Origin of the sequence: Micromonospora sp. U21, assembly GCF_018070045.1 — a bacterium.
GTDB lineage: Bacteria > Actinomycetota > Actinomycetes > Mycobacteriales > Micromonosporaceae > Micromonospora.
This window is the reverse complement of sequence record NZ_JAGPYK010000006.1, coordinates 302732-327342: the sequence shown is the minus strand read 5'-3', so window position 1 is coordinate 327342 and position 24611 is coordinate 302732. Positions and strand designations below refer to the sequence as shown.

General features: G+C 71.0%; 23 protein-coding genes and 1 pseudogene. 15 read left to right on the top strand and 9 right to left on the bottom strand.

Annotated elements, in window-relative coordinates:
* Window positions 1-113 precede the first annotated feature (113 nt).
* From KBX63_RS11235 to KBX63_RS11225, 3 genes are read left to right on the top strand one after another with little or no spacing between them, the layout of a single operon-like run.
* Entirely contained in the window at window positions 114-1793 is a 1680-nt protein-coding gene (locus KBX63_RS11235) for a hypothetical protein (protein ID WP_210910924.1), read from the top strand.
* A complete protein-coding gene (locus KBX63_RS11230; RefSeq protein WP_210910923.1) occupies window positions 1790-3355 on the top strand; it encodes a hypothetical protein in 1566 nt (521 codons plus the stop codon). The genes KBX63_RS11235 and KBX63_RS11230 overlap by 4 nt, the downstream gene beginning before the upstream one ends.
* A 14-nt stretch (window positions 3356-3369) precedes the next feature.
* Window positions 3370-6147 carry a hypothetical protein gene (locus tag KBX63_RS11225; protein WP_210910922.1) on the top strand — a complete coding sequence of 926 codons (2778 nt, stop codon included), beginning with the start codon at window positions 3370-3372 and terminating at the stop codon, window positions 6145-6147.
* 69 nt (window positions 6148-6216) lie between these two features.
* Here KBX63_RS11225 and KBX63_RS11220 read toward each other — a convergent pair whose 3' ends face one another.
* Together KBX63_RS11220 and KBX63_RS11215 are read right to left on the bottom strand one after the other, a co-directional pair.
* On the bottom strand, window positions 6217-7860 hold the full coding sequence (locus tag KBX63_RS11220) for an MDR family MFS transporter (protein ID WP_210910921.1): 1644 nt from the start codon (window positions 7858-7860) through the stop codon (window positions 6217-6219).
* Window positions 7857-8324: a MarR family winged helix-turn-helix transcriptional regulator gene (locus KBX63_RS11215; RefSeq protein WP_210910920.1), complete on the bottom strand. Its 468-nt coding sequence runs from the start codon at window positions 8322-8324 to the stop codon at window positions 7857-7859. Before KBX63_RS11215 ends, KBX63_RS11220 begins: the two co-directional genes overlap by 4 nt.
* Window positions 8325-8437: 113 nt before the next feature.
* Between KBX63_RS11215 and KBX63_RS11210 the strand changes: the two genes are divergently transcribed.
* From KBX63_RS11210 to KBX63_RS11190, 5 genes are all read left to right on the top strand, one after another.
* Window positions 8438-9046 carry a TetR/AcrR family transcriptional regulator gene (locus tag KBX63_RS11210; protein WP_210910919.1) on the top strand — a complete coding sequence of 203 codons (609 nt, stop codon included), beginning with the start codon at window positions 8438-8440 and terminating at the stop codon, window positions 9044-9046.
* A gap of 103 nt (window positions 9047-9149) precedes the next feature.
* Window positions 9150-10103 (top strand): non-homologous end-joining DNA ligase, encoded by a 954-nt coding sequence (ligD, locus tag KBX63_RS11205; protein WP_210910918.1) that lies wholly within the window; start codon window positions 9150-9152, stop codon window positions 10101-10103.
* Between the two features lie 106 nt (window positions 10104-10209).
* A complete protein-coding gene (locus tag KBX63_RS11200) occupies window positions 10210-10371 on the top strand; it encodes a GNAT family N-acetyltransferase (protein WP_210910917.1) in 162 nt (53 codons plus the stop codon).
* A 7-nt stretch (window positions 10372-10378) separates the two neighbouring features.
* Complete coding sequence (locus tag KBX63_RS11195) at window positions 10379-10561, top strand: GNAT family N-acetyltransferase (RefSeq protein WP_307871689.1); 183 nt, start codon at window positions 10379-10381, stop codon at window positions 10559-10561.
* 233 nt (window positions 10562-10794) lie between these two features.
* Entirely contained in the window at window positions 10795-11553 is a 759-nt protein-coding gene (locus KBX63_RS11190; RefSeq protein ID WP_210910963.1) for an SDR family NAD(P)-dependent oxidoreductase, read from the top strand.
* A gap of 187 nt (window positions 11554-11740) precedes the next feature.
* Here KBX63_RS11190 and KBX63_RS11185 read toward each other — a convergent pair whose 3' ends face one another.
* Window positions 11741-13534 (bottom strand): alpha/beta hydrolase fold domain-containing protein, encoded by a 1794-nt coding sequence (locus KBX63_RS11185; RefSeq protein ID WP_210910916.1) that lies wholly within the window; start codon window positions 13532-13534, stop codon window positions 11741-11743.
* Between the two features lie 107 nt (window positions 13535-13641).
* Here KBX63_RS11185 and KBX63_RS11180 point away from each other — a divergent pair, with 107 nt between their 5' ends.
* The 4 genes and pseudogenes from KBX63_RS11180 to KBX63_RS11165 form a co-directional block, all read left to right on the top strand.
* A complete protein-coding gene (locus KBX63_RS11180) occupies window positions 13642-14655 on the top strand; it encodes an RNA polymerase subunit sigma-70 (RefSeq protein WP_210910915.1) in 1014 nt (337 codons plus the stop codon).
* A gap of 5 nt (window positions 14656-14660) precedes the next feature.
* Window positions 14661-14939, top strand: a complete 279-nt coding sequence (locus KBX63_RS35145) for a hypothetical protein (RefSeq protein ID WP_247662063.1) — start codon at window positions 14661-14663, stop codon at window positions 14937-14939.
* An 11-nt stretch (window positions 14940-14950) separates the two neighbouring features.
* A complete protein-coding gene (locus KBX63_RS35140; RefSeq protein WP_247662062.1) occupies window positions 14951-15406 on the top strand; it encodes a DUF6069 family protein in 456 nt (151 codons plus the stop codon).
* A gap of 228 nt (window positions 15407-15634) precedes the next feature.
* Window positions 15635-16144, top strand: a pseudogene (locus KBX63_RS11165) (response regulator transcription factor); the annotation flags it as partial.
* Window positions 16145-16315: 171 nt separating this feature from the next.
* Here KBX63_RS11165 and KBX63_RS11160 read toward each other — a convergent pair.
* From KBX63_RS11160 to KBX63_RS11140, 5 genes are all read right to left on the bottom strand, one after another.
* On the bottom strand, window positions 16316-17143 hold the full coding sequence (locus KBX63_RS11160) for an SAM-dependent methyltransferase (RefSeq protein WP_210910962.1): 828 nt from the start codon (window positions 17141-17143) through the stop codon (window positions 16316-16318).
* A 177-nt stretch (window positions 17144-17320) separates the two neighbouring features.
* A complete protein-coding gene (locus KBX63_RS11155) occupies window positions 17321-18451 on the bottom strand; it encodes an MFS transporter (protein WP_307871688.1) in 1131 nt (376 codons plus the stop codon).
* A 205-nt stretch (window positions 18452-18656) separates the two neighbouring features.
* A complete protein-coding gene (locus KBX63_RS11150; protein ID WP_210910913.1) occupies window positions 18657-20396 on the bottom strand; it encodes a multicopper oxidase family protein in 1740 nt (579 codons plus the stop codon).
* Window positions 20393-20845: a DUF6220 domain-containing protein gene (locus KBX63_RS11145; RefSeq protein ID WP_210910912.1), complete on the bottom strand. Its 453-nt coding sequence runs from the start codon at window positions 20843-20845 to the stop codon at window positions 20393-20395. Before KBX63_RS11145 ends, KBX63_RS11150 begins: the two co-directional genes overlap by 4 nt.
* A gap of 9 nt (window positions 20846-20854) precedes the next feature.
* Window positions 20855-21844 carry a carboxymuconolactone decarboxylase family protein gene (locus tag KBX63_RS11140; protein WP_210910911.1) on the bottom strand — a complete coding sequence of 330 codons (990 nt, stop codon included), beginning with the start codon at window positions 21842-21844 and terminating at the stop codon, window positions 20855-20857.
* Between the two features lie 143 nt (window positions 21845-21987).
* Between KBX63_RS11140 and KBX63_RS11135 the strand changes: the two genes are divergently transcribed.
* From KBX63_RS11135 to KBX63_RS11125, 3 genes are all read left to right on the top strand, one after another.
* The gene (locus KBX63_RS11135; RefSeq protein ID WP_210910910.1) at window positions 21988-23118 is read left to right on the top strand and encodes a sensor histidine kinase; all 1131 of its coding nucleotides are present in this window, start codon (window positions 21988-21990) and stop codon (window positions 23116-23118) included.
* Window positions 23115-23789, top strand: coding sequence for a response regulator transcription factor (locus KBX63_RS11130; protein WP_210910909.1), 675 nt, complete (start codon window positions 23115-23117; stop codon window positions 23787-23789). The genes KBX63_RS11135 and KBX63_RS11130 overlap by 4 nt, the downstream gene beginning before the upstream one ends.
* 62 nt (window positions 23790-23851) lie before the next feature.
* Complete coding sequence (locus tag KBX63_RS11125; RefSeq protein WP_210910908.1) at window positions 23852-23959, top strand: SDR family oxidoreductase; 108 nt, start codon at window positions 23852-23854, stop codon at window positions 23957-23959.
* A gap of 30 nt (window positions 23960-23989) precedes the next feature.
* Here KBX63_RS11125 and KBX63_RS11120 read toward each other — a convergent pair whose 3' ends face one another.
* A complete protein-coding gene (locus KBX63_RS11120; RefSeq protein ID WP_210910907.1) occupies window positions 23990-24580 on the bottom strand; it encodes a TetR/AcrR family transcriptional regulator in 591 nt (196 codons plus the stop codon).
* Between the last annotated feature and the right edge of the window lie 31 nt (window positions 24581-24611).

Below are 24611 nucleotides of genomic sequence, written 5' to 3'. Positions count from 1 at the left end.
TTGGCGGGATCGCAGCCGAAGCTGACGGGCGTGGGCACGTGCGGGAAGTGGATCAGGTCCGCACTGGCACCTGGGTGACAGTGCTGGCGGCGCATCGCGGCTAACCTCCCGGCATGGGAGACACCGCCAACCTCGCGGCCGCCGGTGAGGCGGTGCGGCATCTGAGTGGCCTGCTGGCGGATGTCTGGCTGGCGGTGGACGCTCCGGACCACGTCGGCGGGCGCTGGGTGGAACTCTGCCGCGGGTCGCCGGTCAGTCCGGTGTTCGTCTGCATCGATGCCATGAGCAACGTGCTGCACGTGCGGTACCTCGGCCCCGAGAACCTCTCCATCGTCTACCTGCCCGGCTGGTACTACGAGGTGGCGACCGCCGCCTCGCTGGGCCGGCCGCTCGGCGCCTCCGCCGCGACCGTGCTGGACTTCGCGGCCGCGCGCCCGCTCGCCTTCGACCTGACCGTCGAGCACAGGATCCGGGATGCGGTGGAAACCGTGACGCTCGCGCCGGGCCGCGACCCGATCGAGTACGAGCCGCTCGCCTTCGGCTATGCCTTCGCGCCCGCGCGCGGCTTCGGCATCACCGATGCGCCGGGCACCGACCTGGCGACGGACCCGTCGGCGATCTTCCACTGGAGTGCGATGTCGCTGCGGGTCGCCGCGGCACCCGGCGTCACGTTCGAGCAGCGGCCGTTGTTGGGCGCCACCGCCCTGAGCGTCGTCCGGGCGGCCCACCGAGCGGGCGAAGGCACCATCACCTGCGATCAGACGCTCCACGTCGAGTTCGAGCGGCATCGTCATCCGATGACGCTGCCGCCGCTCGGCGCGCCGCTGCGTCCCGTACCGATGGCGGAGCCGGACATCGTCGCGAACGCCGTGGCCATGAGCCGTGCCCTCGGCGAGCCGCAACCCGTGGCGGTGCAGGAGACCTGCGCGGACGGCGTGGACCTGGTGCTGATGAAGCCGGACCTGCGCCGGCCGCCTCGGGGGACGCCGTGGAGCTGGCAGCCGACCTGGCTGGTCGAGGCGGCGAAGGTCGTCGACGACGCCGTGTTCGCGATGGTGATGAGCCTCCTCGACACCTACGTCCAGTGGCTCGGCGGGCTGCCGGAGACCGCGCCGGTGCCGATCCACATCCGCCTCGATCCGGCGAGCGGGAAGGACCGCTTCGCCTATCGACTCGACTATCTGGATGCGGACGGCGAGGCGTCGGCCGAACCGCCCGACGACACCGCGACCTTCGCACCGTGCTTCCGGTTGACCGTTGTCCGCACCGAGAACGTGCGGGTCGTCCTGGACCTGCCCCTCGGCGCGGCCGGTGAGTCTGACATCGCCGGCATCGTCCAGTACCGCGAGAAGGTCGTCCCCCACTTCGACGACGTGCCGCTGATGATCGCCGACGGCGAGGTCGACACCGGGGCCCCGCTGGAGGCACGGCCGGCGACGATCGAGGAGATCCTCCACATCGTCGTCACGCTCGGCGAGTTCGTCCCGTTCCCACCCCTCCAGGTCGGGTACGACCTGCGCGACCTGGGCAGCGTGGCGTCGTACGTGCTGACCGGGAAGGACCTGTACGGCGAGCCGATGGGAGGCCTCGAGGCCGCGATCACCCTCGGCGGTGTGCTGCTTCCCGAGGTCGCCGAACGGGTGGTCGGCTCGTTGCTCGCCTCGGGCCGGCGGGTCACCACCCTCGGCGACGATCCCGCGCGGCGCCTACGGGAGGCGGCGGAGGCCACGGTGCCCGGTGACGCGGCGCTGGCCCGTTCGTTGATCGAACGCGTCGAGGAAGGCCGGCGATGACGCGCCCGCCGGCCCGCGCCGGCCTGTCCGTACCGGAGCGGCTCGCGCTGCTGGGCCAGCTCCAGCGCATGACCCCACAGGCCCGGTCGCTCCTGCGGCAGGACATCGCGGCGCCCGCCTTCCTGCGCGACGCCGGACAGCTCATCGACCCGTCGGGCGTCTGCTTCCGGTCCGGCTTCCTGCAGCACGCCTTCGAGACAGCGCGCCGGGACGTCCCGACCCTGACGATGGAGGGGTTCCTGGCCAGCGGAGGCCATGGCTCGCTCCTGCACGGTGTCGTCGACGCGCTGCTCGGCGAGGCGTCCGCGACGCTGCTGCGCACATCGGATCCCGCACGCTACGTCGACGCGCTGCGGCGCGCCTACGGCAGCTTCAGGACGGTCCCGACACCCTTCGACGGCGGCGTGTCCTACGGCTCATACCGATACCACGAGGGTTTTCACGTCGAGGTGCCCGACGACCTGAACGTCACGCCGATGAACGCTCCGGTCGGCCCGGACCTGCATTACCCGGCGTACGGAGGCGTGGTCACCAGCCGCGGCCACCGCTCGATCGGCATGGTGCTGGCGTCGCGGGTCTGGGACCGGGAGATCCCACTGACCGCGCGGGGTCCGGACCTGTTCCGGGAGCTGAACGTCCGGAGCTACGACGAGGTGCACGCCTGGGACTACGACCCCGATCTGCTGATGTCCGAGGTGCAGATCGCCCACATGATCTCTACCGGGGACGCGCCGATCTACCGCTTCTCGTTCAAGACGGGGCCGCCCAGCGCCCGGACCGCCGAGCAGGCACGGTGGGAGCTCTCGGCCCGGCTGGAGGACGAGCGGATCCTGACCGTCGACAACGCCGAGCTCCAGCGGTTGTGGGACCACCACGGCCGTAACACGACCCGCCCGCGCGGAGACCCACTGGACCTGCGCAGCCGCTACGGCCGGGATCCGTACTACCGACTGTCCCGAGACGAGCTGTTCGAAACCGCCATGCGGCTTCCGTCGGCGCGGAACGTGTCCATCCGCGTCTACGAGTGGGAGCACTCGCGGCCCCAACGGTTCGACAGGGAGATGCAGCGTTGGGTCCGGACGTTGCGCAAGAAGCTCGACGAGGGTTTCTGGATCAGCCGGCTGTCCATGCTGACCGGGGCGTGCGAGCCGGGCAACCTGCAACTGCTCTCCCCACGGGACCACGCACTGACCGACGTCTACGCCGGGCGCATGATGGGCGGCACCACGCGGCTCGACCGCTGGGGCAACCGGGTGGTCCCGACCGTGGCGGAAGAAGCAGCCTACGACCATGCGGCGCGCGCACAGGACTTCATCGTCCCTTCCGGCGCGACCATGGAGCCGTTTCCCCTGACCGACATCGCCCGGGCCACCGAACCGGTCATCGCGTTCGACCAGCGGACCCTGGCCGACCTCATGGCGGCCCTTCAGGACGACGAATGGCAGGCGGCGCTGGCCTCGACACCCGAGGCGGCGGCGGCCTGGAACCGGCTCGCGCAACGGCTCAACAGCCAGGTCGACGGCTACGGCATGCCGACCGCGCTGCACCTGCCTCAACTCTGACTGGAGGATCGGCCATGCCGGCAACACCAGAGGCCACGCTCCGTTTCGTGCAGCTGCGCCGCGTGGGCGACCCCGCGGACACCGAGGACGGCAGTTGCACCACCGGACCGGAGACCGTCGGACCGGTCCTCGACTTCCGCGACGACTGGTCGCCGCCGGTCAGGAACGCGCTGGCCAACCGCGACATTGAGCAGGCCCAGGCACTGTACGCCGCCCGCCGCAAGGAGCGGGACGACCGTCTCGAGGACCTCGGGCGGTTGGCACTGGCGCTGGTGCGGCGCGCCGCCGTCGACTCGCGCCTCACCGTCGGCAAGCTGCGCCGCGTCATCGGTGAGTGGGCGGCCGAGCGGCAGATGTCCGGGGAACAGCTCGGCGGCGCCGTAGCCGCTCTCACCCGGTGGAGCGTCGACATGACGGCTCTGGGTCGGTTCCTGGGCCGGCCGCGCGGTGCCGCGTCGGCCGTTCTCGTGCGCCTGCTGCGCGGCATCACGCTGATCCGCCTCGCCCGGAGCGCCGCCGAGGACGCCTGCCTGGTCCGCCGGTTGATCAGCGCCCGCGACCTGGACCTTCCGCCCGCACCGAAGCCGGCCGCGCAGGCCGACTCCGACGTCGGAACTGCCAAGCAGTTCGCCGACCTGGTCATCCACGCGGGGCGTCTGCTCGACCGGGCACGCGTCACCGGTAGCCCGGATCCGACCCTCGCCGACGTCCAGGCGGCCGGCTTCGCCGACCTCGGCCCGGCCATCGAGGCGACGTCCCGCGCGTCCGCCGAACTCGGCGTGCCGGCCACCGCCAAACTCCGCACCCTCCGCAAGCTCTTCGACAGCGAACGCGAGGCTGCCCGCCGGCGGGCGGACCGGCGGGCCAACCCGACGGGGCGGCTGGTCGAGGGCGGACCCGTCGACATCGACGACGACGTCGAATACATCCCGCCCCGCGTACCCGTGCTGAGCGCGCAGGCGCGGGTCGCCGGCCGCGGCGACCTCATGGTCATCCGCACCGTGCACCTGCGCTACGACGTCGGCGACATCTCGCATCTGGAGAACGTGTTGGCCAGCGAGGTACGCGGTCGCACCCACGTGGTCGACACCAGCACCCGGGAGTCGGTCACCACGTCGACCCAGTCGATCGCCGAGACCACCCAGGAGTTGGAGACCACCGAGCAGAACAGCCTCGACCGCGCGCTCACCACCGCGGCCACCCAGAGCACCTCGATGTCGCTGGGTGTCAGCGTCTCCGGCGGCTTCGGCCCGGTCCAGGCCGGCGTCGACATCAACGCCGACCGGTCCACAACCACCGCGAGCAGCATGAGTTCGGCCGTTTCGTACTCCAAGACGCTCACCGAGCGGGCTTCCGAGCTGCTGCGCAGCGAGGTGTCCGAGCGCCGCAGCATCACCAGCACGACCCGGGTGACCGAGACCAACGATCACCGGTTCGACAACGCCGGCGGGTCGGCGAACATCACCGGCGTCTACCGCTGGCTCACCAAGGTCGACCAGGCGCAGGTCTACAACTACGGCGAACGGCTGCTGCTCCAGTTCATCCTGCCGGAGCCGGCCGCCGTGCTGGTCCACCTGGCGCAGCAGACCACCGACGAGGGCGCGGTCGCCAAGCCGGCCGGCTGGTTCCTCGACGTCGCCGACCTCAACGAGGAGAACTACGCCGACAAGGCCGCGCGCTGGGACGTGGTCGGCGTCGAACCACCACCCGAGGAGGAGGTGTCAGCCACCCTCACGTTCGCCGACCCGCCGGCGCGGCCGTTCGACTACGCACAGAACTCCACCGACAAGTCCCAGCCCGAATGGGGCTACAGCTCGTACGTCGGTGAGGTCATGGTGCCGACCGGCTACCAGGCGACCGAGGCGTACGTGACAACCACGTGGGGGCTGGAGGACGGTGAGTACACGGCTGAGGAGGGCAGTCCGCCGCAGGCCGTGCAGATCGCGATCGGGGAGAACCGCGTCACCGACAACGACACCACCGACGGCGAGAGCCTCGTACGCCTCGACCAGGTGCTCCCCGGGCCGCTGCCCGTCGGGATCAGCGCCGACCAGCGCGGCGGCCTCACGGTCGTGGTGCGGGTGCGCTGCGAACGCACCGACGCCGCCTACGAGGCCTGGCGGCTGCGCGCGTACGAGACGATCCGGGCCAGCTACCTGGCGCAGCTGGCGGCCTACGAGAACGACCAACGCCTCCGGCTGGCCCGCGCGGCGTACCGCTCGGAGCAGCCCTCCGAGATCAACCGGCGGGTCGAACAGCTGGAACTGAAGCGGGCCTGCCAGAGCGTGCTCTTCGGCCACGAGTTCGACCAGTTCGGCAGTCTGACCTTCCCGGCCGACGACGCCCCCCGCATCAACCGCCTCGAGATCACCGCGGAGGCGGACCAGATCCAGTTCGGCGAGGATCTCTTCGAATGGGAGAACATGGTCTACCTGTTCTACCCGTACCAGTGGGCCGGCCGGGAAAGGTGGACGACGCTACGGACCCGGACCAGCTCCGATCCGGTCCATGAGGCGTTCCTGCAGGCCGGAGCCGCCCGGGTGACGGTGCCGGTCCGCGCCGGATACGAGCACGCGGTCGGGACGTACCTGGAAACCTCGCAGATCCCGGCGCTGACCCCACGTCCCTGGCGGGATGGCAGGAATCCGTACCCACCGATCGAGGACCTGATCGGCGACGCCCTCGACCGCCCGGGCGACGAGGTCGCCGTCGACGAACCCTGGGAGGTTTCCACGCCGACGGCGCTGATCTATCTGCAGACGGGAGCCGAACTCAATCCGGAGCCCGCGTGAAGCGCGGCGGCAGATCGGGGCCGCCGCCGTCCGAAGACGGCGGCGGCCCCGGGTGGTACGGCCCCGACGTCACCGCCGGTCGGTCGTCCCGTTCGGTGCGGCGTCGACGGACACCTGGTCGAAGGGTGGAGCGCCGTCGACCGCGTCGGCGGCGACGGCCGCAGACGTGGCGCTGTCCGGCAGGTCGAGGCTGGTCCGCAGGGTGACCGGCCTGAGCAGGAGCGCGGCGATGACACCGACCACCGCGATGGCGGCGGAGATGAGGAAGATGTGTCCGGTGGCGTCGCCGTACGCGGCCCGGACGATGTGTTGGATCCCGTCGGGCAGCGCGGTGATGTTGAGGTTGCTGCTGCCACCCGCGCTGCCGGAGGCGGGGATCCCGGCGGCGGCGAGGTCGTGGGTGATCTGGTCGGTGACCCGGTGGGCGAGGACGGCGCCGAGCACCGAGACGCCGATGGTGCCGCCGAGCGACCGGAAGAACGCGACGCTGGAACTCGCCGCGCCGATGTCCTTGAGGGAGACCGTGTTCTGGACGGCGAGAACGAGATTCTGCATGGTCATGCCGACGCCGGTGCCCACGATGAACATGGCGGCGCCGACCAGGATGAGCGACGTCTCGTGGTTGATGGTGCCGAGCAGCGCGAACCCGGCGACCAGGATGATCGAACCGGCGACGATGTACGGCTTGATCTTCCCGGTCCGGGTGATCAGCCGCCCGGCGACGATCGAGGAGCCCAGGACCCCGGCCATCATCGGAATGGTGAGCAGACCTGCCTCCGTCGGGCTGTAGCCGCGGCCGATCTGGAAGTACTGGCCGAGGAAGACGGCACCGCCGAACATGGCCATGCCGACCGCGAGGCTGCCGAGGATCGCCAGCGCGGTGGTGTGCTGGCGCACGATGTTGAGCGGGACGACCGGCTCGGCCGCCCGCGACTCGACCCAGACCGCCAGGGCGAGCAGGAGGAGCGCGCCGCCCACCATGGCCGCGGTCTGCCAGGAGGCCCAGGCGAACGAGCCGTCGACGAAGGAGATCCAGATCAGCAGTACGCTGACGCCGGCGGCGATCAGGCTGGCGCCCAGGTAGTCAATCTTGACGTTCTCCCGCCGCAGGGTCGGCAGGTGCAGGGTGGCCTGGAGCAGGATCAGCGCGATGACGGCGACCGGCACGCCGACGAAGAAGCACCAGCGCCAGCCGAGCCACGACGTGTCGACGATGAGGCCGCCGAGCAGTGGGCCACCGACCGTCGCGACCGCCATGACGCCGCCGAGGTAGCCGTTGTAGCGCCCCCGCTCGCGCGGCGGGATCATGGCGGCGATCGCCACCTGGACGAGGGCCTGCAGACCGCCGACCCCGATGCCCTGGAACGCGCGGGCGGCGATGAGCTGGCCGGCGCTCTGCGAGAAGCCGGCAACGACGGAGCCCAGCAGGAAGACCACGATGGCGACCTGGATGAGGAGCTTCTTGTTGAACAGGTCGGCCAGCTTGCCCCAGATGGGGGTGGTCGCGGTCGCGGTGAGCAGGGTCGCGGTGACCACCCAGGTGTACTGGTTCTGCGAGCCGTTCAGCGAGCCGATGATCTTCGGTAGCGCGGTCGAGACGACGGTGCTGCTCAACATCGCGACGAAGAGCACCAGCAGCAGGCCGCTGAGCGCCTCGAGGGTCTGCCGATGGGTCATCGGCTCAGCGCCGGTCGTGGTGGTGGGTGCGCTCATCGCGCGGCCTCCAGCTTGTCGTTGTTTCCGAGGGCGACGTCGATGTCGCGGGTGAACCGGTCGAGCGCGGCGCTGAGTGCGTCCACCTCGCCGGGAGTCCAGTCGGCGAGCGCCCGCTCGAGCACCTCGCCGTACCAGCTGTAGGTGCCGGCCAGGGCGGCCCGGCCGGCGGGTGTGATCGCCAGGAGGCTCGCCCGCTTGTCCGCTGGATCGGGCCGCCGCTCGATCAGGTTGTGCGCTGCGAGGGCGGCGACGGAGCGGCTGACGGTGGACGGGTCGAGCCGGGTGCGTTGAGCCAGCTCCTGGGCGTGGCAACCGCTGGAGAGCTGGTCGATCTGCAGGAGCATGCCGACCAGACCCGGTGGAACGGCCGGCCGCTCGTCAGCCCGGCGCTGCCTCAGAAACCGGACACTCCGCACCAGGTCGTACAGCCGAAGGCCGAGTTCACGAACGGCGTCGTCCACGTCCTGCTCCCACGCGCGAGTTGGTTGGTTGCCTCAAGCAAGCATCTCCCGATCTTGCGCACTAGGCAAGTTTGCACGTTGAGAAGCGCGTCACCCCACGTACCCTGAGGGCGATGGACGAGACCACCGGGCTACGGGAGCGCAAGAAGGCGGCCACCCGCCTCGCCCTGCACGAGGCGGCCCTACGCCTCGCCGCCGAACAGGGGCCCGACGCCGTGACCGTCGAGGCGATCGCCGACGCCGCGAACGTCTCCCGGCGGACGTTCTCCAACTACTTCTCGAACAAGGAAGAGGCGCTCTTCCACGGCGACACCACACGCCTGCGCAGGCTGTTGCAGCTGATCCGCGAGCGGCCCGCAAGCGAGCCGCCGTGGACGGCACTGAGCCTGGCGGCCGAACGCTTCACCGAGGAGGCGTTCGGCGATCGCGACCATTCCTGGCTGACCCGACGCCGGCAGCTGCGCGGACACCCCGGCCTGGCCGCACACCAGGTCGCGGCATACACCACCATCGAGCGCGAACTGGCCGGCGACCTCGCACACCGGCTCACCGGCGCCGACGTGGCGCTGCGCTCCCGCCTCCTGGCCGCGACCTTCCTGGCCATCCTGCGCGTCGCCGTCCAGCACTGGATCGACCACCCGGGCGGCCACCTGCGGCAGACCATCCGGACCGCACTCGCCGAAGCAGCTCCCCCGGCGACGGCCGGGACCGCCGGCGACTAGCGACTGCTCCATCCCGTGGGCGCCGTTCCGGCCGCCGGGACCGGGAATGGCCGAAGGTCCCCTCTCCGTGCCTCAGGTTGGTCATGATCGAGGTGTGTCCAGGATGCCGACTCTCGTGCGCCCGATGCTCGCGACCAGTGGCGCACTGCCGGGCGGGTCCGGCTGGGGGTACGAGTTCAAGTGGGACGGGGTACGCGCGATCGGCTACGTCACCGACGGGGTGCGGCTGCTCAGCCGCAACGATCGTGACATCACTCGCGCGTATCCCGAGCTGGGCGAGCTCGGGCAGCTGCTGACCGGCCGTCAGGCGGTTCTGGACGGCGAGATCGTGGCACTCGACGGCAAGGGCAGGCCCGACTTCTCGGCGCTCCAGCACCGGATGCACGTGCGCGCTCCGTCCGCCGGACTGGTCAGCACGACTCCGGTTCGGCTCTATGTGTTCGATCTTCTGTACCTCGACGGACGGGACCTGACGCCCCTGCCGTACACCGACCGGCGCACCGCCCTGGAGCAGTTGGAGCTGAGCGGGGAGAGCGTCGACACGCCGCCCTCCTGGACCGGCGACGCCGGCCGGGACCTGGCCACCGCGGCCGCCGACCTCGGCCTCGAAGGCGTCGTGGCCAAGCAGCTCGACTCGTCGTACGACCCTGGTCGCCGCTCGCCGGCGTGGATCAAGGTGCCTCTCAACGACACCATCGAAGTCATCGTCGGCGGCTACAAACCCGGCGCCGGCAGGCGGGCCGGCACGATCGGTTCCCTGCTGCTCGGCATGTACGACCCGGACGACACGTTGACCTACATCGGGCACGTCGGCACCGGCTTCACGCAGACCGCGCTGCGCGACCTCCAGCAGCGTCTGGACCCCCTACGCCGACCGGACCCGCCGTTCGGCTCCCCCGTGCCGCGCGAACACGCCCGCCACGCCGTCTGGGTCGATCCGGAGCTGGTCGGCGACGTCACCTTCCGGTCCTGGACGCCGGACCAACGGTTGCGCCACCCCTCATGGAAAGGACTGCGCAGCGACCGCGAACCAGCCGAGATCCGGCTACGACGCTGACCGGGAAGTGCCGGAACGAGTGTGTCACCGGCCGCCGGCGGCGCAGCGGCGGCGTGCCCGGAGGGTCGGCCTTGAGGAGGGCGGTTGCGGTACCCAGAATGAATCCGTGATCACCATGGAGACCGGCCGGTTGACCCTGCGCGGTTGGCCGAACAACGACCTCGACGCCCTGGCGGCCATCAACGCCGACCCGAAGGTCATGCGCTACATCATGGACGGCTCCATGCGCGATCGCCGGCAGAGCGCCGAAGGCTTGCAGAAGAGGTGATGCCGGCGTGGAGATCGGGTGGCGGCTCGACCGACGGTCCTGGGGATTTGGGTACGCGACAGAGGCGGCCACGGCAGCCATGCGGTTCGGCTTTCTCGACCGCGGCCTGGACCGCATCATCAGCGTTCGCCACGTCGAGAACGTCAGGTCGACCACCGCGGTCCGAAACAGGACGCCCGCGCAGTCCTGAGCTGCGACCCTCGTGACGCGGTGGCCAGGGTCACCTCGGCGATCGCCCGGAGAAGCGGACGATTCCCGTCCGCCTGGGGTATAGTGCTGAAAGCGGACGACAGACGTCCGTTCCCACGAGGTGCGATGGAGAACGGGACCCCGGATGACTGATGTCAGTCCCGGGCCGGACGACTCGTGCGCACCCGCTTGGATCACCCACCCCGGAAACAGAGACAAGGACTGATCGTGTCCATGCGTTTCACGGACAAGGTCATTTTGGTCACCGGTGCCACCTCCGGCATGGGGCGGGCCGTCGTGGAGCGGCTCGCCGCCGAGGGTGCGAAGGTCGTCCTGGCGGCACGCGGCAAGGACGCGGGTGAAGCATTCCTCGCCGAACTGCGCTCCGCCGGGCGGGACGCGATCTTCGTGCCGACAGATGTGACGGTCGGGGCCGAGGTGGAGGAGCTGGTCGGCCGGGCGGTCGACCACTACGGCCGGCTCGACGGCGCCTTCAACAACGTCGGCGCGGCCACCGCGCTGGGTCCGGTCAGCGAGATCGACAACGACGCATGGCATGCCGAGATGGCGCTCAACCTCGACAGCGTCTTCTTCGGTCTGAAGTACCAGATTCCCGCGCTGCAGGCGTCCGGCGGCGGATCGATCCTGAACAACGCCTCCAACGTCGCTGTCACGGGTGCGGCTGGCATGTCCCCCTACAGCGCCGCCAAGCACGGCGTCATCGGGCTCACCCGGTCGGCGGCGCTCGACGTGGCCGCGACGGGTGTGCGGATCAACGCGCTTGTCACCGGCGGCGTTGACACCCCGCTCCTGCGGGGCGCGATGGGCGAGAACCCGGAGGAGGCCATCCGTGTTGCCGGTGCGATGCACCCGGTGGGACGAATTGGGCGGCCCGAAGAGATCGCCGCTTTCGCGGCCTTCCTGCTGAGCGACGAGACCAGGTTCATCACGGGAGCCGCACTCGCGATCGACGGCGGCATGACCGCCGCCTGACGGCAGCGGGCAGAACAGACACGCAGCTTGGAAACAGGTGCGGGGCCGGAGCATGCCGGTGACCGTGCACTGGGTACGGTGCCGCCCCGGCGTACGACCTCGGCCCGAAACAGCAGGCGATCGTGGATGCGCCGCCACGTCAGCTCCCGGCTCTCTTGCGAACCGGGAGCTGACGGTTGTCGATGACTCAGGCTCGACGGGCGGTTCGGTCTGCTGCCGCAGGTTGCGCGAAACGCCGAGTGAGATGGTCGGCGGCGGCCTGCTGGGCGTGCGCTGCCTTGTCGAGTACGACGGCGGCACCAAAGAATTCGTGCATCATCCCGTCGTAATGAGCCAGGGAGCTCTCCACGCCTGCGGCCTGTAGGTGGCGGGCGAACTCCTGCCCCTGGCTACGCAGCACGTCACGCTCGTCGGTGATGACCAGCGTCGGTGGCATGCTCCGCAGCTGCGCGGCGTCGAGGGAGAGCAGGTCAACACGGGAATCCTGGGCGCCCTCGGGCACGCCGGCGAAGGCATGCATCGCCATCCAGGACAGCAGCGGCCGGTTCAGCGGGCGCGCGTCGGCTGCGTCGATCATCGAGTCGCCGAACTGCTGCGCGGTGGCCAGCGGGTAGACCAGGACCTGGGCTGCCGGGCCTGGCTCACCAGCCTGCGCCAACTGTAGGCAGGTGGCAGCGGCCATCGTCGCGCCGACCGACTCGCCACCAATGGCGACACGTGTGGGGTCACCTCCGAACTCCGACGCGTGCCCGCGCAGCCAGCGCCAACAGGCGAGGACGTCGTCGTGAGCTGCGGGGAAGGGATGCTCGGGGGCCCGACGGTACTCGGGCGACACCACGATCGCACCAGTCCGGTTGACCAAGCCTCGGCAGGACGCATCATAGGTGTCCACGCCGTGGAGAACCCAGCCGCCGCCGTGGACCCACATCACCACCGGCGCGGCACCGGCTCCGGACTCACGGGGGTGGTAGACGCGCAGCTTGAGGCGGTGACCGTCCGCGATCGGCACCGACACTTCCTCCACCGCTCCGACAGGCTCCGATTCCGTGGACCGGCCGTCCTCGGTCAAGATCCGGTGGACGGCGTCGACGAGCGTGGGTTGCTGGCGGGCCTGTTCCGGGGTGAGGATCTCCGGTGGCAGCGGACGCAACGCGGCGAAGGCGTCCAGTAGCCGCTGGGCCTGCGGGTCGAGCAGACCCGAGGCGTCGGTGGCGAGTCGTCGGTCTCGGCCCGAGACCCTGTCCCGTCCCTTGTCGAGCAGGACAGCGGCGGGGTCGGCGAGTTTGTGCCCGGCTCCGCTGGACGGGGCGTTCGGGTGCGCCCGAGTCGGCGCGGCCCGCTTCGCCGCCAGGAACTCCCCGCCGAGGCGGGCCATGACCTCGGCCCCCACCGCGCGGCGAAACTCCGGCAGGAAATCGCCCTCCTCCTCCGCTACGTGCTCGCGAATGTCGGCCATCAACGTCACCAGCGCCTGCTCGAACTCTCCGCTGCCCGGCTCTGCCCGATCCAGGACGATCAGCTGCTCCTTGACCGCGTGATGCTCGTCGCGTGCGTGGCGAGCGTCATCAGCTTCACCGGCATCCGCCATCTGCGGATACAGGGTCCGTTCCTCGGCGTCGGCGTGCAGCGCCAGGTTGAAGCCGACCTGATCGGTCAACGTCCGGCGGTCACCCCGCCCGGCCTCCAAGTGCTCGAACAACCGCGACACCACCGCATGATCGTCAGCGATCAGGTGGTCGATGTCCCCCGGCTGCGTCTCGTACGAAAGTCCCATGGTCTTTACCCCCGTCTCAGCGAGTCGGACATTACCGCGCATCTCCGACCACATCGGCGTCATTCTCAAAGAGGGTCTGCGTCGACGTCGGCCGCGCGGCTGCGGCCGGACGCCTCGTCTGGGTGTCGGCGGCACTTCCCGGCTCGGCGAACGCACCGTCGCCACCCTCAAGACCTGAAAATCCCGACCAAGCTGCGCTGCGGCCACTCCCGGGCGATCGCAATGGTGCGGGCCATACGGACCCTGGTGATGAGTTGTCACGCCCGCACCCGTCACACCTACGACGGGACACGACGAGACGGAAGGATGACGTGATGAGTGCGGACACGCGGCTGGAGGAGTTGGGTGTGAGCGGGCTGGGCGGGAGCGGTCTGGGCGGGGTCGACGAGCCGGCGTTCTCAGGGCTGGCGCAGCGGCACCGGCGGGAGCTGCACGTGCACTGCTACCGGATGCTCGGGTCGTTCGAGGACGCCGAGGACACCGTGCAGGAGACGTTCCTCCGTGCCTGGCGGCGGCGGGAGACCTTCGAGGGGCGGTCGACGTTCCGGGCCTGGCTGTACCGGATCGCCACCAACGCCTGCCTGGACCTGCTCGCCAAACGCCGCCCGGAGCCCGCGACCGGCGGCGAGGTGCTGTGGCTGCAGCCCTACCCGGACCGGCTGCTCGACGAGCTGCCCGCGGGCGACGCGGACGAGCCGGAGGCCCTCGCCGTCGCGCGGGAGACGATCGAGTTGGCGTACCTGGTCGCGGTCCAGCACCTCGCGCCGCGCCCGCGGGCCGTGCTGATCCTGCGGGACGTGCTCGACTGGCCGGCGAAGGACGTCGCGGAACTCCTCGGGGACTCCGTCAACTCCGTGAACAGCGCGCTGCAGCGGGCCCGCGCCGGCATGCGGGAGCACCTGCCCGCCGAGCGGCAGGACTGGACCGGCGGCGAGGAGGACGCCGGGACGCGCGAGCTGGTGCGCCGCTTCACCGACGCCAGCGTGGCCACGGACATCGACGTGCTCGCTGCCATGCTGCGGGACGACGTCCGCTGCTCGATGCCGCCCACGCCGGGCCTGTACACCGGCCGCGACGCGGTGGTGAACAGCTGGGTCGAGGATGGATTCGATCGCATGAAGGGCCTGCGCGCGGTCCGCACCTCGGTGAACCGGCAGCCGGCCGTCGCCTTCTACCTGTGGCGGGAGCGGGAGGGCGCGTACCTGCCGCTGACGATCGACGTCCTGCGCGTCACCGGCGGGGCGATCACCGAGATCGTCATCTTCCACGACGACCAGTTCCCGCGGCTCGGGCTGCCGGAGCGCCTGCCGACGGACGGCACGGAGTAGTCCCGGTGCGGACGCTCGCGCTGCGCGGTGGCGCGCGTGTCGCGGTGGTCGCGGCCGAGTGGTGCGACGCGTTCGGCGTCGTCACCCGCGGGCGGGTGCAGCTGGAGCTGCGCGACGGCGAGCCCGGGCCGGTTTTGGGACGCGACGCCGGGTTCTGGCTCCGCGGCACCGGCGTCCGCGCCCTGCGGAACCCCGGCCGTCGCACGGCGAGGGTGCGCATCGTCACCCCACGGCCAGGACCGTCACATGCCAGTCAACACACCCCTACGCCAGTCACCGAATGATGGAGGATGGCATGGACAGCATGAATGACACCGGCGTTGTCGCAGGCCCGACATCGGGCCAGGCCAGCCACACCCACCGACTCCGCAGGCTCACCGGCACCGGCTTCGTTGCCACGCTCGCAGCGACGGTGGCCACCACCCTCGCCGCTGCGCTTGCCCAGGCCGTCGGCGTCGACTTCGAGGTCCCCGATGGTGGCGAGACCATCCCGTTGTCCGGGTTCGCCGTGGTGACCGGCTTCTTCTCGGTCGTGGGCATCGTCATTGCCGTCGCTCTTCTTCGGTGGAGCGCTCGCCCCGCCGAGCGATTCGTGTGGACGGCAGTGTCGCTGACCGCGATCTCGTTGGTCCCACCCATCCTCTCCGGGGCGAACACCGCCACCACCACCGCCCTCCTCGGGCTGCACCTCGTCCCTGCGACGGTGATGATCCCCACCCTGGCGCGGAGCCTCCGCACCCGGACCGATTGACGATCCGGCAACGGGACGCGGCGCAAGGGCGTGCGCGAGCGAACTTGTTTCCGGCCATGCCCGGCTGCGGGTGAGCGACAACGGGATCGGTCCGCCCCAGGCCGTAACGCGCGGCTCGGGACTGCTCGGCATCGAGGAACGCGCGCGGGCGCTCGGCCGCAGCGCTCACGTGAACCGGCGCCCCGCCGGCGGTACGGTGCTGGAGGCCAGCCTGCCGGTGGCGAAGCCATGATCCGTGTCGTGATCGCCGACGACCAGCATCTGGTCCGCGACGGCTTCAGCCAGATTCTGCGTTCCCAGTCGGACATCCACGTCGCAGCCGAAGCCGCGGACGGGCGGGAGCTTCTCGATGCCGTCCGCCTCGATCCCCGCATCGACGTCGCCCTCGTCGACATCCGCATGCCGGTCCTGGACGGCCTGCAAGCCACCCTTGAGCTGGCGACGATTCCCCATGCGCCGGCCGTCATCATCGTCACCACCTTTGACGATGACGCATACGTCCTGGACGCCATCGCCTCCGGGGCGCGTGGGTTCCTCCTCAAACGCAGTAGTGCCCACGACCTCATGTCCGCCGTACGCACAGTCGCTGCCGGCGGCGCGATCCTCTCGGCCGCGGTCACCGGCGCCGTCCTCGAACGTGTACGGGCGACCGGCCCGGCTACCCACGTGGACCTCGCCGCCTACCAGCTGACCGCGCGCGAGACCGACGTGCTCACGTTGATCGGTGCCGGGCTCAACAACGACGAGATCGCACAACATCTTCATCTATCAATGAGCACGGTCAAACCCACGTCGCGAACGTGCTGGCAAAGACCGGCAGCCGCGACCGCGTGCGAGTGGCCATCCTGGCCATCCAGGCCGGCCTTTCGTAAGGACGGTCAGCTGATCCACCCTCCGACCGCCGGAGTCTCAGCGCTTGCGGCCTACCCCGCCGAAGGCGTCGATGTCGGGCGGCGTGTCGACCGCGTCGTCGGGTCGCCACTGCGGGCACGGCACGACGCCCGGCTCCACCAGATCCAGGCCCTCGAAGAACCCCGCGATCTGGTCGGGCGAGCGCAGCGTGTACGGGGTCGCCCCGGTGTCGTTGTAGTCGTCCTGCGCCTGCTGCATCTCGGGGCTGATCAGGCTGCTGCCGTCGTTGAGCGAGAGGTAACTGCCGCTCGGCAGCGGCGCCAGCAGCTGCCGCGTGATCGAGCGTGCCGCCTCGTAGTCGGGCACGTGACCCATGACGCCGCTGAGAATGAGGCCGATCGGCTGCTGGAAGTCGAGCGTCTTGCCGGCCTCGGCGATGACCCCGGCCGGATCGCGCAGGTCGGCGTCGATGTAGGCGGTCCTGCCCTCGGCCGTGCTGACCAGCAGCGCGCGGGCGTGCACCAGCACCAGCGGGTCGCTGTCGACGTAGACGATCCGCGCGTCCGGCACGATCCGCTGTGCCACCTCATGGGTGTTGTTGGCAGTCGGCAGGCCGGTGCCGACGTCGAGGAACTGGCGGACGCCGGCCTCACCGGCGAGGAACGCGATCGAGCGGACCAGGAACTGCCGGGAGGCGCGCGCCACGTCGACGACGCCGGGGAAGACCTGCCGGTACTGGTCGCCGGCCTCACGATCGACCGCGAAGTTGTCCTTGCCGCCGAGCCAGTAGTTCCAGATCCGTGCCGAGTGCGGCACCGACGTGTCGATCCCCTGCTGCACGTCGACCTCGCCGGCGTCGGGCCGGTCGGTCGCCTGCGAGTCCATGGTCACGACGAACCCCTCACGTCGACTACGTACGCGAATCCGGTCGCGGAACCGCCCTGTCGGGGAAGTAGCCGCCTGCAACCGTGTCACGGTATAGAAGACAGGCAATCCGCGCCACCCTCCGACTGGTCCGCCACCCGCTCTTTCTCCGGTGCGCCTCAGGCGTTTCCCAGCCCCTTAGCCGGCTTCCCGCGAAACGCCTGCTGTCTGTGGTTGGCGACCGGCTGCTGTCAGGCCGAGGTCGGGTACGGCTGCGAGATCTCTGCGGCGGGTCAGCAGCAGCGGGCTGGCGAGGATGAGCAGTCCCGCGACCGCGATGGCCGTGCGCGCGCTGGTGGCGTTGGCGAGCAGTCCGCCCACCGCGCTGAGGATGGCGATGGAGGCGCTGCTGCTGATCGACCAGGCCGACAGGGTCCGGGCGACGCGGTCCTTGGGCGTGTGTTCGAGTCGACAGGTGGCGAGCACCGGGTTGTACAGGCTCATGCTGATGATGATCGCGAGCTCAACAGCCATCACGGTCGCGAGGCCGGCGACACCGGGCTGGACGAAGGCGAGGCCGATCAGCCAGACCGCCCGCAGGGTGCCGACGGTGCGGAGGATCCGGTGTCCGCCATACCGCGCCACGACACCGCGGGCGAGGCGTGAGCCGATGAGTGCGCCGACGCAGGGGACGGCGAAGGCGAGGCCGTACTGCCAGGGTGGGAATCCGAGCTGGCGGAGCAGGAGGACGGCCAACAGCGGCTCCGTGGCCATGATCAGTCCGCTGACGAGCAGGTGGTTGAGGTAGAGCGCCCGCAGGCCGGGGTGGGTCAGGAGGTGTCGCCAGCCGTCGAGCAACTCGTTGGCCCGGGCCCGGCGCGTGCCGGGTCGCTGCGGGTGTTCCTCCCGGCCGCGGATCGCCGTGATGCCCAGCGCGGACAACAGATGGCTGAGTGCGTCGGCCACCACGGTGGTGACCGGTCCGAGCAGGCCGATCGCCGCGCCGCCCAGCGGCGGCCCGACGGCGATGGAGCTCCACGTCGTCGACTCGAACCGCGCGTTCGCCACGAGCAGGTCATCCGGCCGGACGAGGGCCTCGAGGTAGGCGCCGCCGGCGGCGTTGAAGGCGATCTTGGCTGCGGCGACCACGGCCGAGACGACCAGCAGCTGGACGAAGCTGAGCACGCCGAATGCGTACGCGACCGGGATCGTCATGATGACCGCCAACCGCGCCAGGTCCATCGCGATCATCACCGGTCGCTTGCGGCGAAACTCGACCACGCTCTGCGCCTCCCCCTCGGACAACCCGCCGTTGATCGCTGTGAGCACAGCAGGGCCCGGAGGACGGATCAAACAACTGAACCGGCGGCGAGCCACAACCACCTGTTGTGCGAGCCCGAGTGATCGATGACGCCAGCCACTCGTCGGCCCCGGCCATTCGCCACCGCGGGCTGCGCAACGTGCCGGCCATCGGAGCTGCGACCTGCGCCGCATACCGGTGCGCAATCCGACCCGATCCACCCCATGTCCAGGATCACGAGTACATCAGGTGCAGCGTCATCCCGGCGTCGGCGTGCGCCAGATTGTGGCAGTGGTTGGCCCACATCCCTGGGTTGTCGGCCCGGAACGCCACCTCCCACACCTCACCGGGGCGTACGTCGAAGGAGTCCAGCCACAAGGGACTTCCGGTCGCCGGCTCACCGTTGCGGGACAGCACCAGGACGTGATGGCCGTGCAGATGCCACGGGTGCACGATCTGAGACCTGTTGACGATCGTGAACGCGACGACGTCGCCGAGCCGTACGACCTGCGACGGGATGTCCGGGTCGGCCGCGCCGTTGACGGTGTGGGCGTATCGCGGAAGCAGTCCGCGCAGGTCGAGGCCACGGTCGAGTACGAGGGTGAACTCCTTGTCGACCCTGGACCAGGGCACCGGAGAACCGACGCCGTAGGTGAGCGGATCCAGCACCGGCCACGCGCCGGTCGCCGCCGACACCGGTCCGGTCGAGTAGACCGGCCGTCCGTCGACGAACAGCGCCACCGGCGTGGGTGGCGCGGTGAACACCAGGTCGTAGCGGCCCCCGGCCGGGATCAGCACGGCCGTGTCCACCAGGGATGCCGGGCCCCGCAGGTCGTATCCGTCGATCGCGGCGACCCGGAACGGCGTCCCGGCCAGGGCGTAGCGGTGCGTCGTGCTGTCGGTGTTGATCAGCCGCAGCCGCACGGGCACGCCCGCCTCGACCGGCTCCGTTCTCGGTTCAGGCAGCGCAAGGCCCGCCAGCGTGTGCACCGGCACTGTGACGTCGACGCCGGTCATCGGCGCAGGGCGCACCACCAGGACACCGTAGAGGCCCATCCGCACACCGACGTCGGAAACCGCATGCGTGTGGTACCAGTACGTCCCGACCTGGTCGGCGCGGAACCGGTAGACGAACTCCTGGCCGGGCAGCACCGCCGCCTGCGTCACGCCGGGCACCCCGTCCTGACTGTTCGGCACGTCGTACCCGTGCCAGTGCAGCGTGACGCCCCGCGTGATGTCCCGGTTGCGCAGCGTCACCTCGAGGACGTCGCCGACGGTTGCGGTCAGCTCCGGCCCGGGAACCTGCGCGTTGAACGCCCACGCCGCGACGTCACGGCCGCTGACGCTCACCGTGGCGGTCCCGGCCGTCAGAGCGAACCGCCTGGTCGGTTCGTCGGCGGTCCGCGCAGTCGGATATCCAGGACCATGGGGTACGCCGGGCGCGGCTTCCGGGGCGACGGCCAGTCCGGTTCCGGTTACCAGCGTCGCGACCGCCACCACGAGGGCGGCCCGGGACACCATCCGGGACGGGCGCGCGCCGAGGACGCGCCACGAGACCCCGGTCGCCGCGACCACCCCGGCGAGCGCGAGCAGTCCCACGCCCGCCGACGCCGGATAGCCGTGCAGGAGCGTCACGAGCAGTCCGCCGCTCTGGGCGTACCCGGCGAACAGAAGCGGGACCGCGAGGGACCGGATGTCGCCCGGCGCCCGCAGCAGCCGCGGCCCGGCGACGACCACCGCCGCGAGCGACAGTGGGGCGGCGATGAGGACCTTCTCCCCCGCGAACCACCAGCCGGCACGGGCGAGCGCGATGGTCGTGAACGCGCGGGCGAGCGTGGCGAGCAGCGCGAAGGCGGCCAGTCCCAGCGCGAGCGGGCGGCGCCGGGCGGCCGATGCGGCGCCGCCGCCCAGCCATGCGGCGGCCGCGAGGACCGCGATCGCGAGGTCGACCGCGAGCAGCGAGCCGGTGGTCATGCCGGCTCCGCTTCCCGGACGGTCACCTGGGTGGCGCCCGCCGGCGCGGGGTCGACCAGCGTTCGCGCTGCCCGGAGGATGCCGACCACGACGTGCACCGCGATGATTCCGTTGACCGCGTGCAGCCCGGCGATGGTCAGGCCGAACGGGGTACTGGCGCTCGCGGCGTCGGTGGACCCGTTCGCGAGCATGGCGGTGAGCGCCTGTACGACGACGAGGCCGAGCGGCAGGGTCGTCAGTCCGATGAGCCGGCCCGGCGCCTTCGCCAGCGCGGCGAACAGGATGGTGAGCAGGGTGAGAACGGGGATGACCGCCATCCCGTTGACGCTGTGCAGCGCGTACGCGCCGTCGCCCGCGGGCTTCGTGAACGCGCCCACGGCGGCGAAGACGAACTGCACAGCGAACGCGATGAGCAGCAGAGTGGTGACGACGACGAAGGCCTTGCGCATGGTGCTCTCCTAGAGGTGAGCCGAGGCCAGTGCCTGGGCGACGTGATCGGTGGCCGTGATCGCGCCGTACGCGACCAGCCGTACGAGGTCGGCGTCGTCCGGATGGGACAGCCGCCAGAGGGCGACGTCGCCGACGGTGACCGCGCTGGGCGCGAACGCCGCCAGCAGCGCGATGCGTGTTCCCACCCGATCCGCGCCCGGGACGTCCCGGACCAGGTCGACGGCCCAGTCCGAGGGCCGAGCCGGGTGCCGTCCGTCCTCCCAGCGCACCGTGGCCGAGACGGTCTGGCGCGCCACGTCGCCCAGCAGGTCTCCGCCGCGCAGGGCCGCGTTCCGCAACGCCGCGTACGCAGTGCCGACCGGGCTGTCCCCGGCCCAGGCCGGCGGGACCGTCGTGCCGGCTTCGAGGAGCGGGAGGCTGAGACCGGGCTCCTTCCGCTCCCGCGCCGTCCTGGCGTAGAGCCGGCCCCCGACCGACCGCACCACCGGGGAGCGCTGCAGGCCACCGGGCAGCAGATCCGGGTCGAGCAGCGCCGAGACACCCCGGGTGATGAAGTGGAAGGCGAGCAGGGTGCCGGTGAGCTCCGGGCCGTACGGGCTGGTCCAGGCGGCGGCTCTCGGGCTGCGGCTGGCCTCGGCCCAGGCGGCGAGTTCGGCGTGCCTCGGCTTCGCCGGCGTCCCGCCCCGTGCGATGACCTCGGCCAGCTCGTGCTCGCTGAGCGCGTGCAGCAGCATCACGTGGGCGTCGACGCAGAACCGGCAGCGGTTGGCCCGGGACACCGCCGATGCGACGAGTTCGCGGTCGACCCGGGACGCGTCCCCGGCGAGCAGGGCCTCGCGTATCAGCGCCCAGGTCGCGGCCAGCAACTCCGGCACCGCCGAGAGCGCCTGGAAGGTGGGCACCGGCCCGAGGAACTCGTCCCGTAGCTGCCGGTAGACCGCCGCGGTGAGCCCGGTTGCCGACTTCGCGGGAGCGGGGGTGAAGAAGCGGTATGTCATGGGCTCGATGCTTGCCGCGGCGGGCCCGGAAAGCGTCGTGCCGCCGCAGACACTTGGCCACCCGCCGATACCGCGTCCGCGGTACGCCCTATCTACCGCGAACGGGGGATGTTCCCCGCGAACGACCGTTCTACAGTTCGATCATGCGCCGTGACCTGCCGTACGCCCTCGGCGGCCTCGCCCTCGGCGTCCTCCTGCTCGCCAACTCCGCGCTCGCGCCGGACGCCGCACCGGTGCGGGCGGTCGACGTCGGCCTGATCCTGGTCATGGCGGTGGCCCTGGCGGCGTGCCGACGCTATCCGGTGGTGGCGTTGGTCGCGGTGAGCGGCGCCATGCTGGCCCTCCACGTGCGGGTGCACCCCGGGGTGTCCGCCGCGTTCCCCGTCCTCGGCGCGGTCTACGTCTCCGCCTGGCGGGGGCACCGTGCGGCCGCCGCCCTGGCCAGCCTCGTCTTCCTCGGGGGCTTCCTGGCCCGCGACGCCTCGGTCGCGCCCGCCGACCGGCCGGGCCAGCTGATCGTCGAGCGGACGTCCCTGCTGCTGGGCTGGTTCGTGGCGGCCAACGTCGCCGGGCTGGTAGCGCGGCAGCGCCGGGCGTACCTGGAGCAGGTCGAGCAGCGGGCGATCGAGGCCGAACGCACCCGGGAGGAGATGGCGTTGCGTCGCGCCGGGGAGGAGCGCCTGCGCATCGCCCGTGACCTGCACGACTCGCTGACCCACAGCATCTCGGTGATCAAGGTGCAGGCCGGGATCGCCGTGCACCTGGCCCGCAAGCACGGCGAGGAGCCGTCGGCCACGCTGCTGGCGATCCAGGAGGCCAGCGGCGCCGCGATGCGGGAACTGCGCACGACGCTCGACGTCCTGCGCTCGCCCACCGACGGTGATCCCGTCGGGCTGGGCCGGGTGGACGAGCTCGCCGAGCGGACCCGGGCGGCCGGCGTACCGGTGCGGGTGACCGTCACCGGTCGGCCCCGGGCCCTGCCCGCCGAGGTCGACCAGGCCGGGTATCGCGTCGTCCAGGAGGCACTGACCAACGTGGCCCGCCACGCCGGTCCGGCCACCGCGCAGATCCACGTCGAGTACGCCCCGGCGCAGCTGACCGTCTCGGTGGCCGATGACGGCTCGGCGTCGCCGGTCCGGCCGATGACACCGGGCGTGGGCCTGCAAGGCATGCGGGAACGGGTGACCGGACTGGGCGGCACCCTGCGGGCCGCCGCCCGCGACGACGGCGGTTTCGCGGTACGGGCCACGTTCCCATTGGACGGTTCAACATGACGCGGGTCCTGCTCGCCGACGACCAGGCGCTGATGCGCGCCGGATTCCGGGCGTTGCTCGACGCCGAGGACGATCTGGAGGTCGTCGGCGAGGCCGCCGACGGCACATCGGCCGTCCATCTGTCGCGAAGCCTGCGGCCGGACGTCGTGCTGATGGACGTGCAGATGCCGGGACTCGACGGCATCGGAGCCACCCGGCGCATCGCCGCCGATCCCGACCTCACCGCGGTCCGCGTCCTCATCCTCACCAACTACGGGCTCGACTCCTACGTCTTCGCCGCGCTCCGTGCGGGCGCCAGCGGGTTCCTTCTCAAGGACGCCGACCCCGCCGACCTGCTGCAGGCCGTCGCCGTCGTGGCACGCGGCGACGCGCTGCTCGCCCCGGCGGTCACCCGTACGCTCATCAGCGAGTTCGTGGCCGGCCCACCACCGGCCGAGCCGGCGGCCGAGCCGGCGGCCGGACGCGACGTGCTGACCGCCCGCGAACAGGAGATCGTCGAGCTCGTCGCCCGAGGGCTCAGCAACGACGAGATCGCCTCGCGCATGGTGATCAGTCCGCTGACCGCCAAGACCCACGTCAACCGGGCGATGACGAAGCTGCACTGCCGCGACCGCGCCCAGCTGGTCGTGTGGGCGTACGAGTCGGGACTGATCACGCCGCGTCGCCGCTGACACCGGGGTCACGAGCGCTCCGACACCGCCTTTCTTGCGGGCAGGAACGCCTCCCCCAGCGCATGGGCCACCCCGACGAGATCGCCGTGGTGATCGCCTTCCTGGCGGACCCCGCCGCGTCATATGTCACGGGCGCGGTGCTGGACGCCCACGGCGGCTACAACGCCTGACCGGTAGGTCGCGGCCGGCGCGCCGGAATCTCAGGCGCCCGGCAGGAGCTGGGCGGTCAGGGTGCGCGCCGTCACCGTGAGCTTGTCGATGTCCAGGCCGGTGCGGCCCATGAACACGAGCCCCTGCTGCGCGACGAGCAGTGCGCGCGCCGTCTCGATCGGGTCGGCGTCGCGCGGCATGTCCCCTTCGTCCTGGGCCCGCGCGACGCACTCGGCGACCAGGCCGGTGGTCGTTTCGTAGGTGCGTCTCGCCTCGGTCAGGACGTCGGGGTCGGTGGTGGCGAGTTCGTAGGTGCTGTTCGCCATGAGGCAGCCGCGCCGGGCGGCGGCTCCGCCCGGGTCGCTCACCGGTGCGGCCAGGAACGCCCGGAGGGCGTCCAGAACGCGGGGCGTGGAGGAGAACATCTCCTGTAGATAGCCGCAGCTGGTCTCGTTGTAGCTGCGCAGCGCCCGGAGGAAGAGCTGGCGCTTGTCGCCGAAGGCGCCGTAGAGGCTGCCCTTGCCCAGCCCGCTGACGCGCATGAGGTCCTCGAGCGAGGTCGCCGCGTAGCCGGCGTCCCAGAACTGGTCCCGGACGGCGCGTAGCACCTGCTCCTCGTCGAACTGCCGCGGTCGCGCCATGTGACCAGCATAGCAGTTCTTGACCGAACGG

Excerpts from the sequence above, each read along its gene's own strand:
- KBX63_RS11235 (WP_210910924.1), top strand. The coding sequence starts at position 114 with ATGGGAGACACCGCCAACCTCGCGGCCGCCGGTGAGGCGGTGCGGCAT.
- KBX63_RS11230 (WP_210910923.1), top strand. The coding sequence starts at position 1,790 with ATGACGCGCCCGCCGGCCCGCGCCGGCCTGTCCGTACCGGAGCGGCTC.
- KBX63_RS11225 (WP_210910922.1), top strand. The coding sequence starts at position 3,370 with ATGCCGGCAACACCAGAGGCCACGCTCCGTTTCGTGCAGCTGCGCCGC.
- KBX63_RS11220 (WP_210910921.1), bottom strand. The coding sequence starts at position 7,860 with ATGAGCGCACCCACCACCACGACCGGCGCTGAGCCGATGACCCATCGG.
- KBX63_RS11210 (WP_210910919.1), top strand. The coding sequence starts at position 8,438 with ATGGACGAGACCACCGGGCTACGGGAGCGCAAGAAGGCGGCCACCCGC.
- ligD (WP_210910918.1), top strand. The coding sequence starts at position 9,150 with ATGCCGACTCTCGTGCGCCCGATGCTCGCGACCAGTGGCGCACTGCCG.
- KBX63_RS11190 (WP_210910963.1), top strand. The coding sequence starts at position 10,795 with ATGCGTTTCACGGACAAGGTCATTTTGGTCACCGGTGCCACCTCCGGC.
- KBX63_RS11180 (WP_210910915.1), top strand. The coding sequence starts at position 13,642 with ATGAGTGCGGACACGCGGCTGGAGGAGTTGGGTGTGAGCGGGCTGGGC.
- KBX63_RS35140 (WP_247662062.1), top strand. The coding sequence starts at position 14,951 with ATGGACAGCATGAATGACACCGGCGTTGTCGCAGGCCCGACATCGGGC.
- KBX63_RS11160 (WP_210910962.1), bottom strand. The coding sequence starts at position 17,143 with ATGGACTCGCAGGCGACCGACCGGCCCGACGCCGGCGAGGTCGACGTG.
- KBX63_RS11150 (WP_210910913.1), bottom strand. The coding sequence starts at position 20,396 with ATGACCACCGGCTCGCTGCTCGCGGTCGACCTCGCGATCGCGGTCCTC.
- KBX63_RS11145 (WP_210910912.1), bottom strand. The coding sequence starts at position 20,845 with ATGCGCAAGGCCTTCGTCGTCGTCACCACTCTGCTGCTCATCGCGTTC.
- KBX63_RS11140 (WP_210910911.1), bottom strand. The coding sequence starts at position 21,844 with ATGACATACCGCTTCTTCACCCCCGCTCCCGCGAAGTCGGCAACCGGG.
- KBX63_RS11135 (WP_210910910.1), top strand. The coding sequence starts at position 21,988 with ATGCGCCGTGACCTGCCGTACGCCCTCGGCGGCCTCGCCCTCGGCGTC.
- KBX63_RS11130 (WP_210910909.1), top strand. The coding sequence starts at position 23,115 with ATGACGCGGGTCCTGCTCGCCGACGACCAGGCGCTGATGCGCGCCGGA.
- KBX63_RS11125 (WP_210910908.1), top strand. The coding sequence starts at position 23,852 with ATGGGCCACCCCGACGAGATCGCCGTGGTGATCGCCTTCCTGGCGGAC.
- KBX63_RS11120 (WP_210910907.1), bottom strand. The coding sequence starts at position 24,580 with ATGGCGCGACCGCGGCAGTTCGACGAGGAGCAGGTGCTACGCGCCGTC.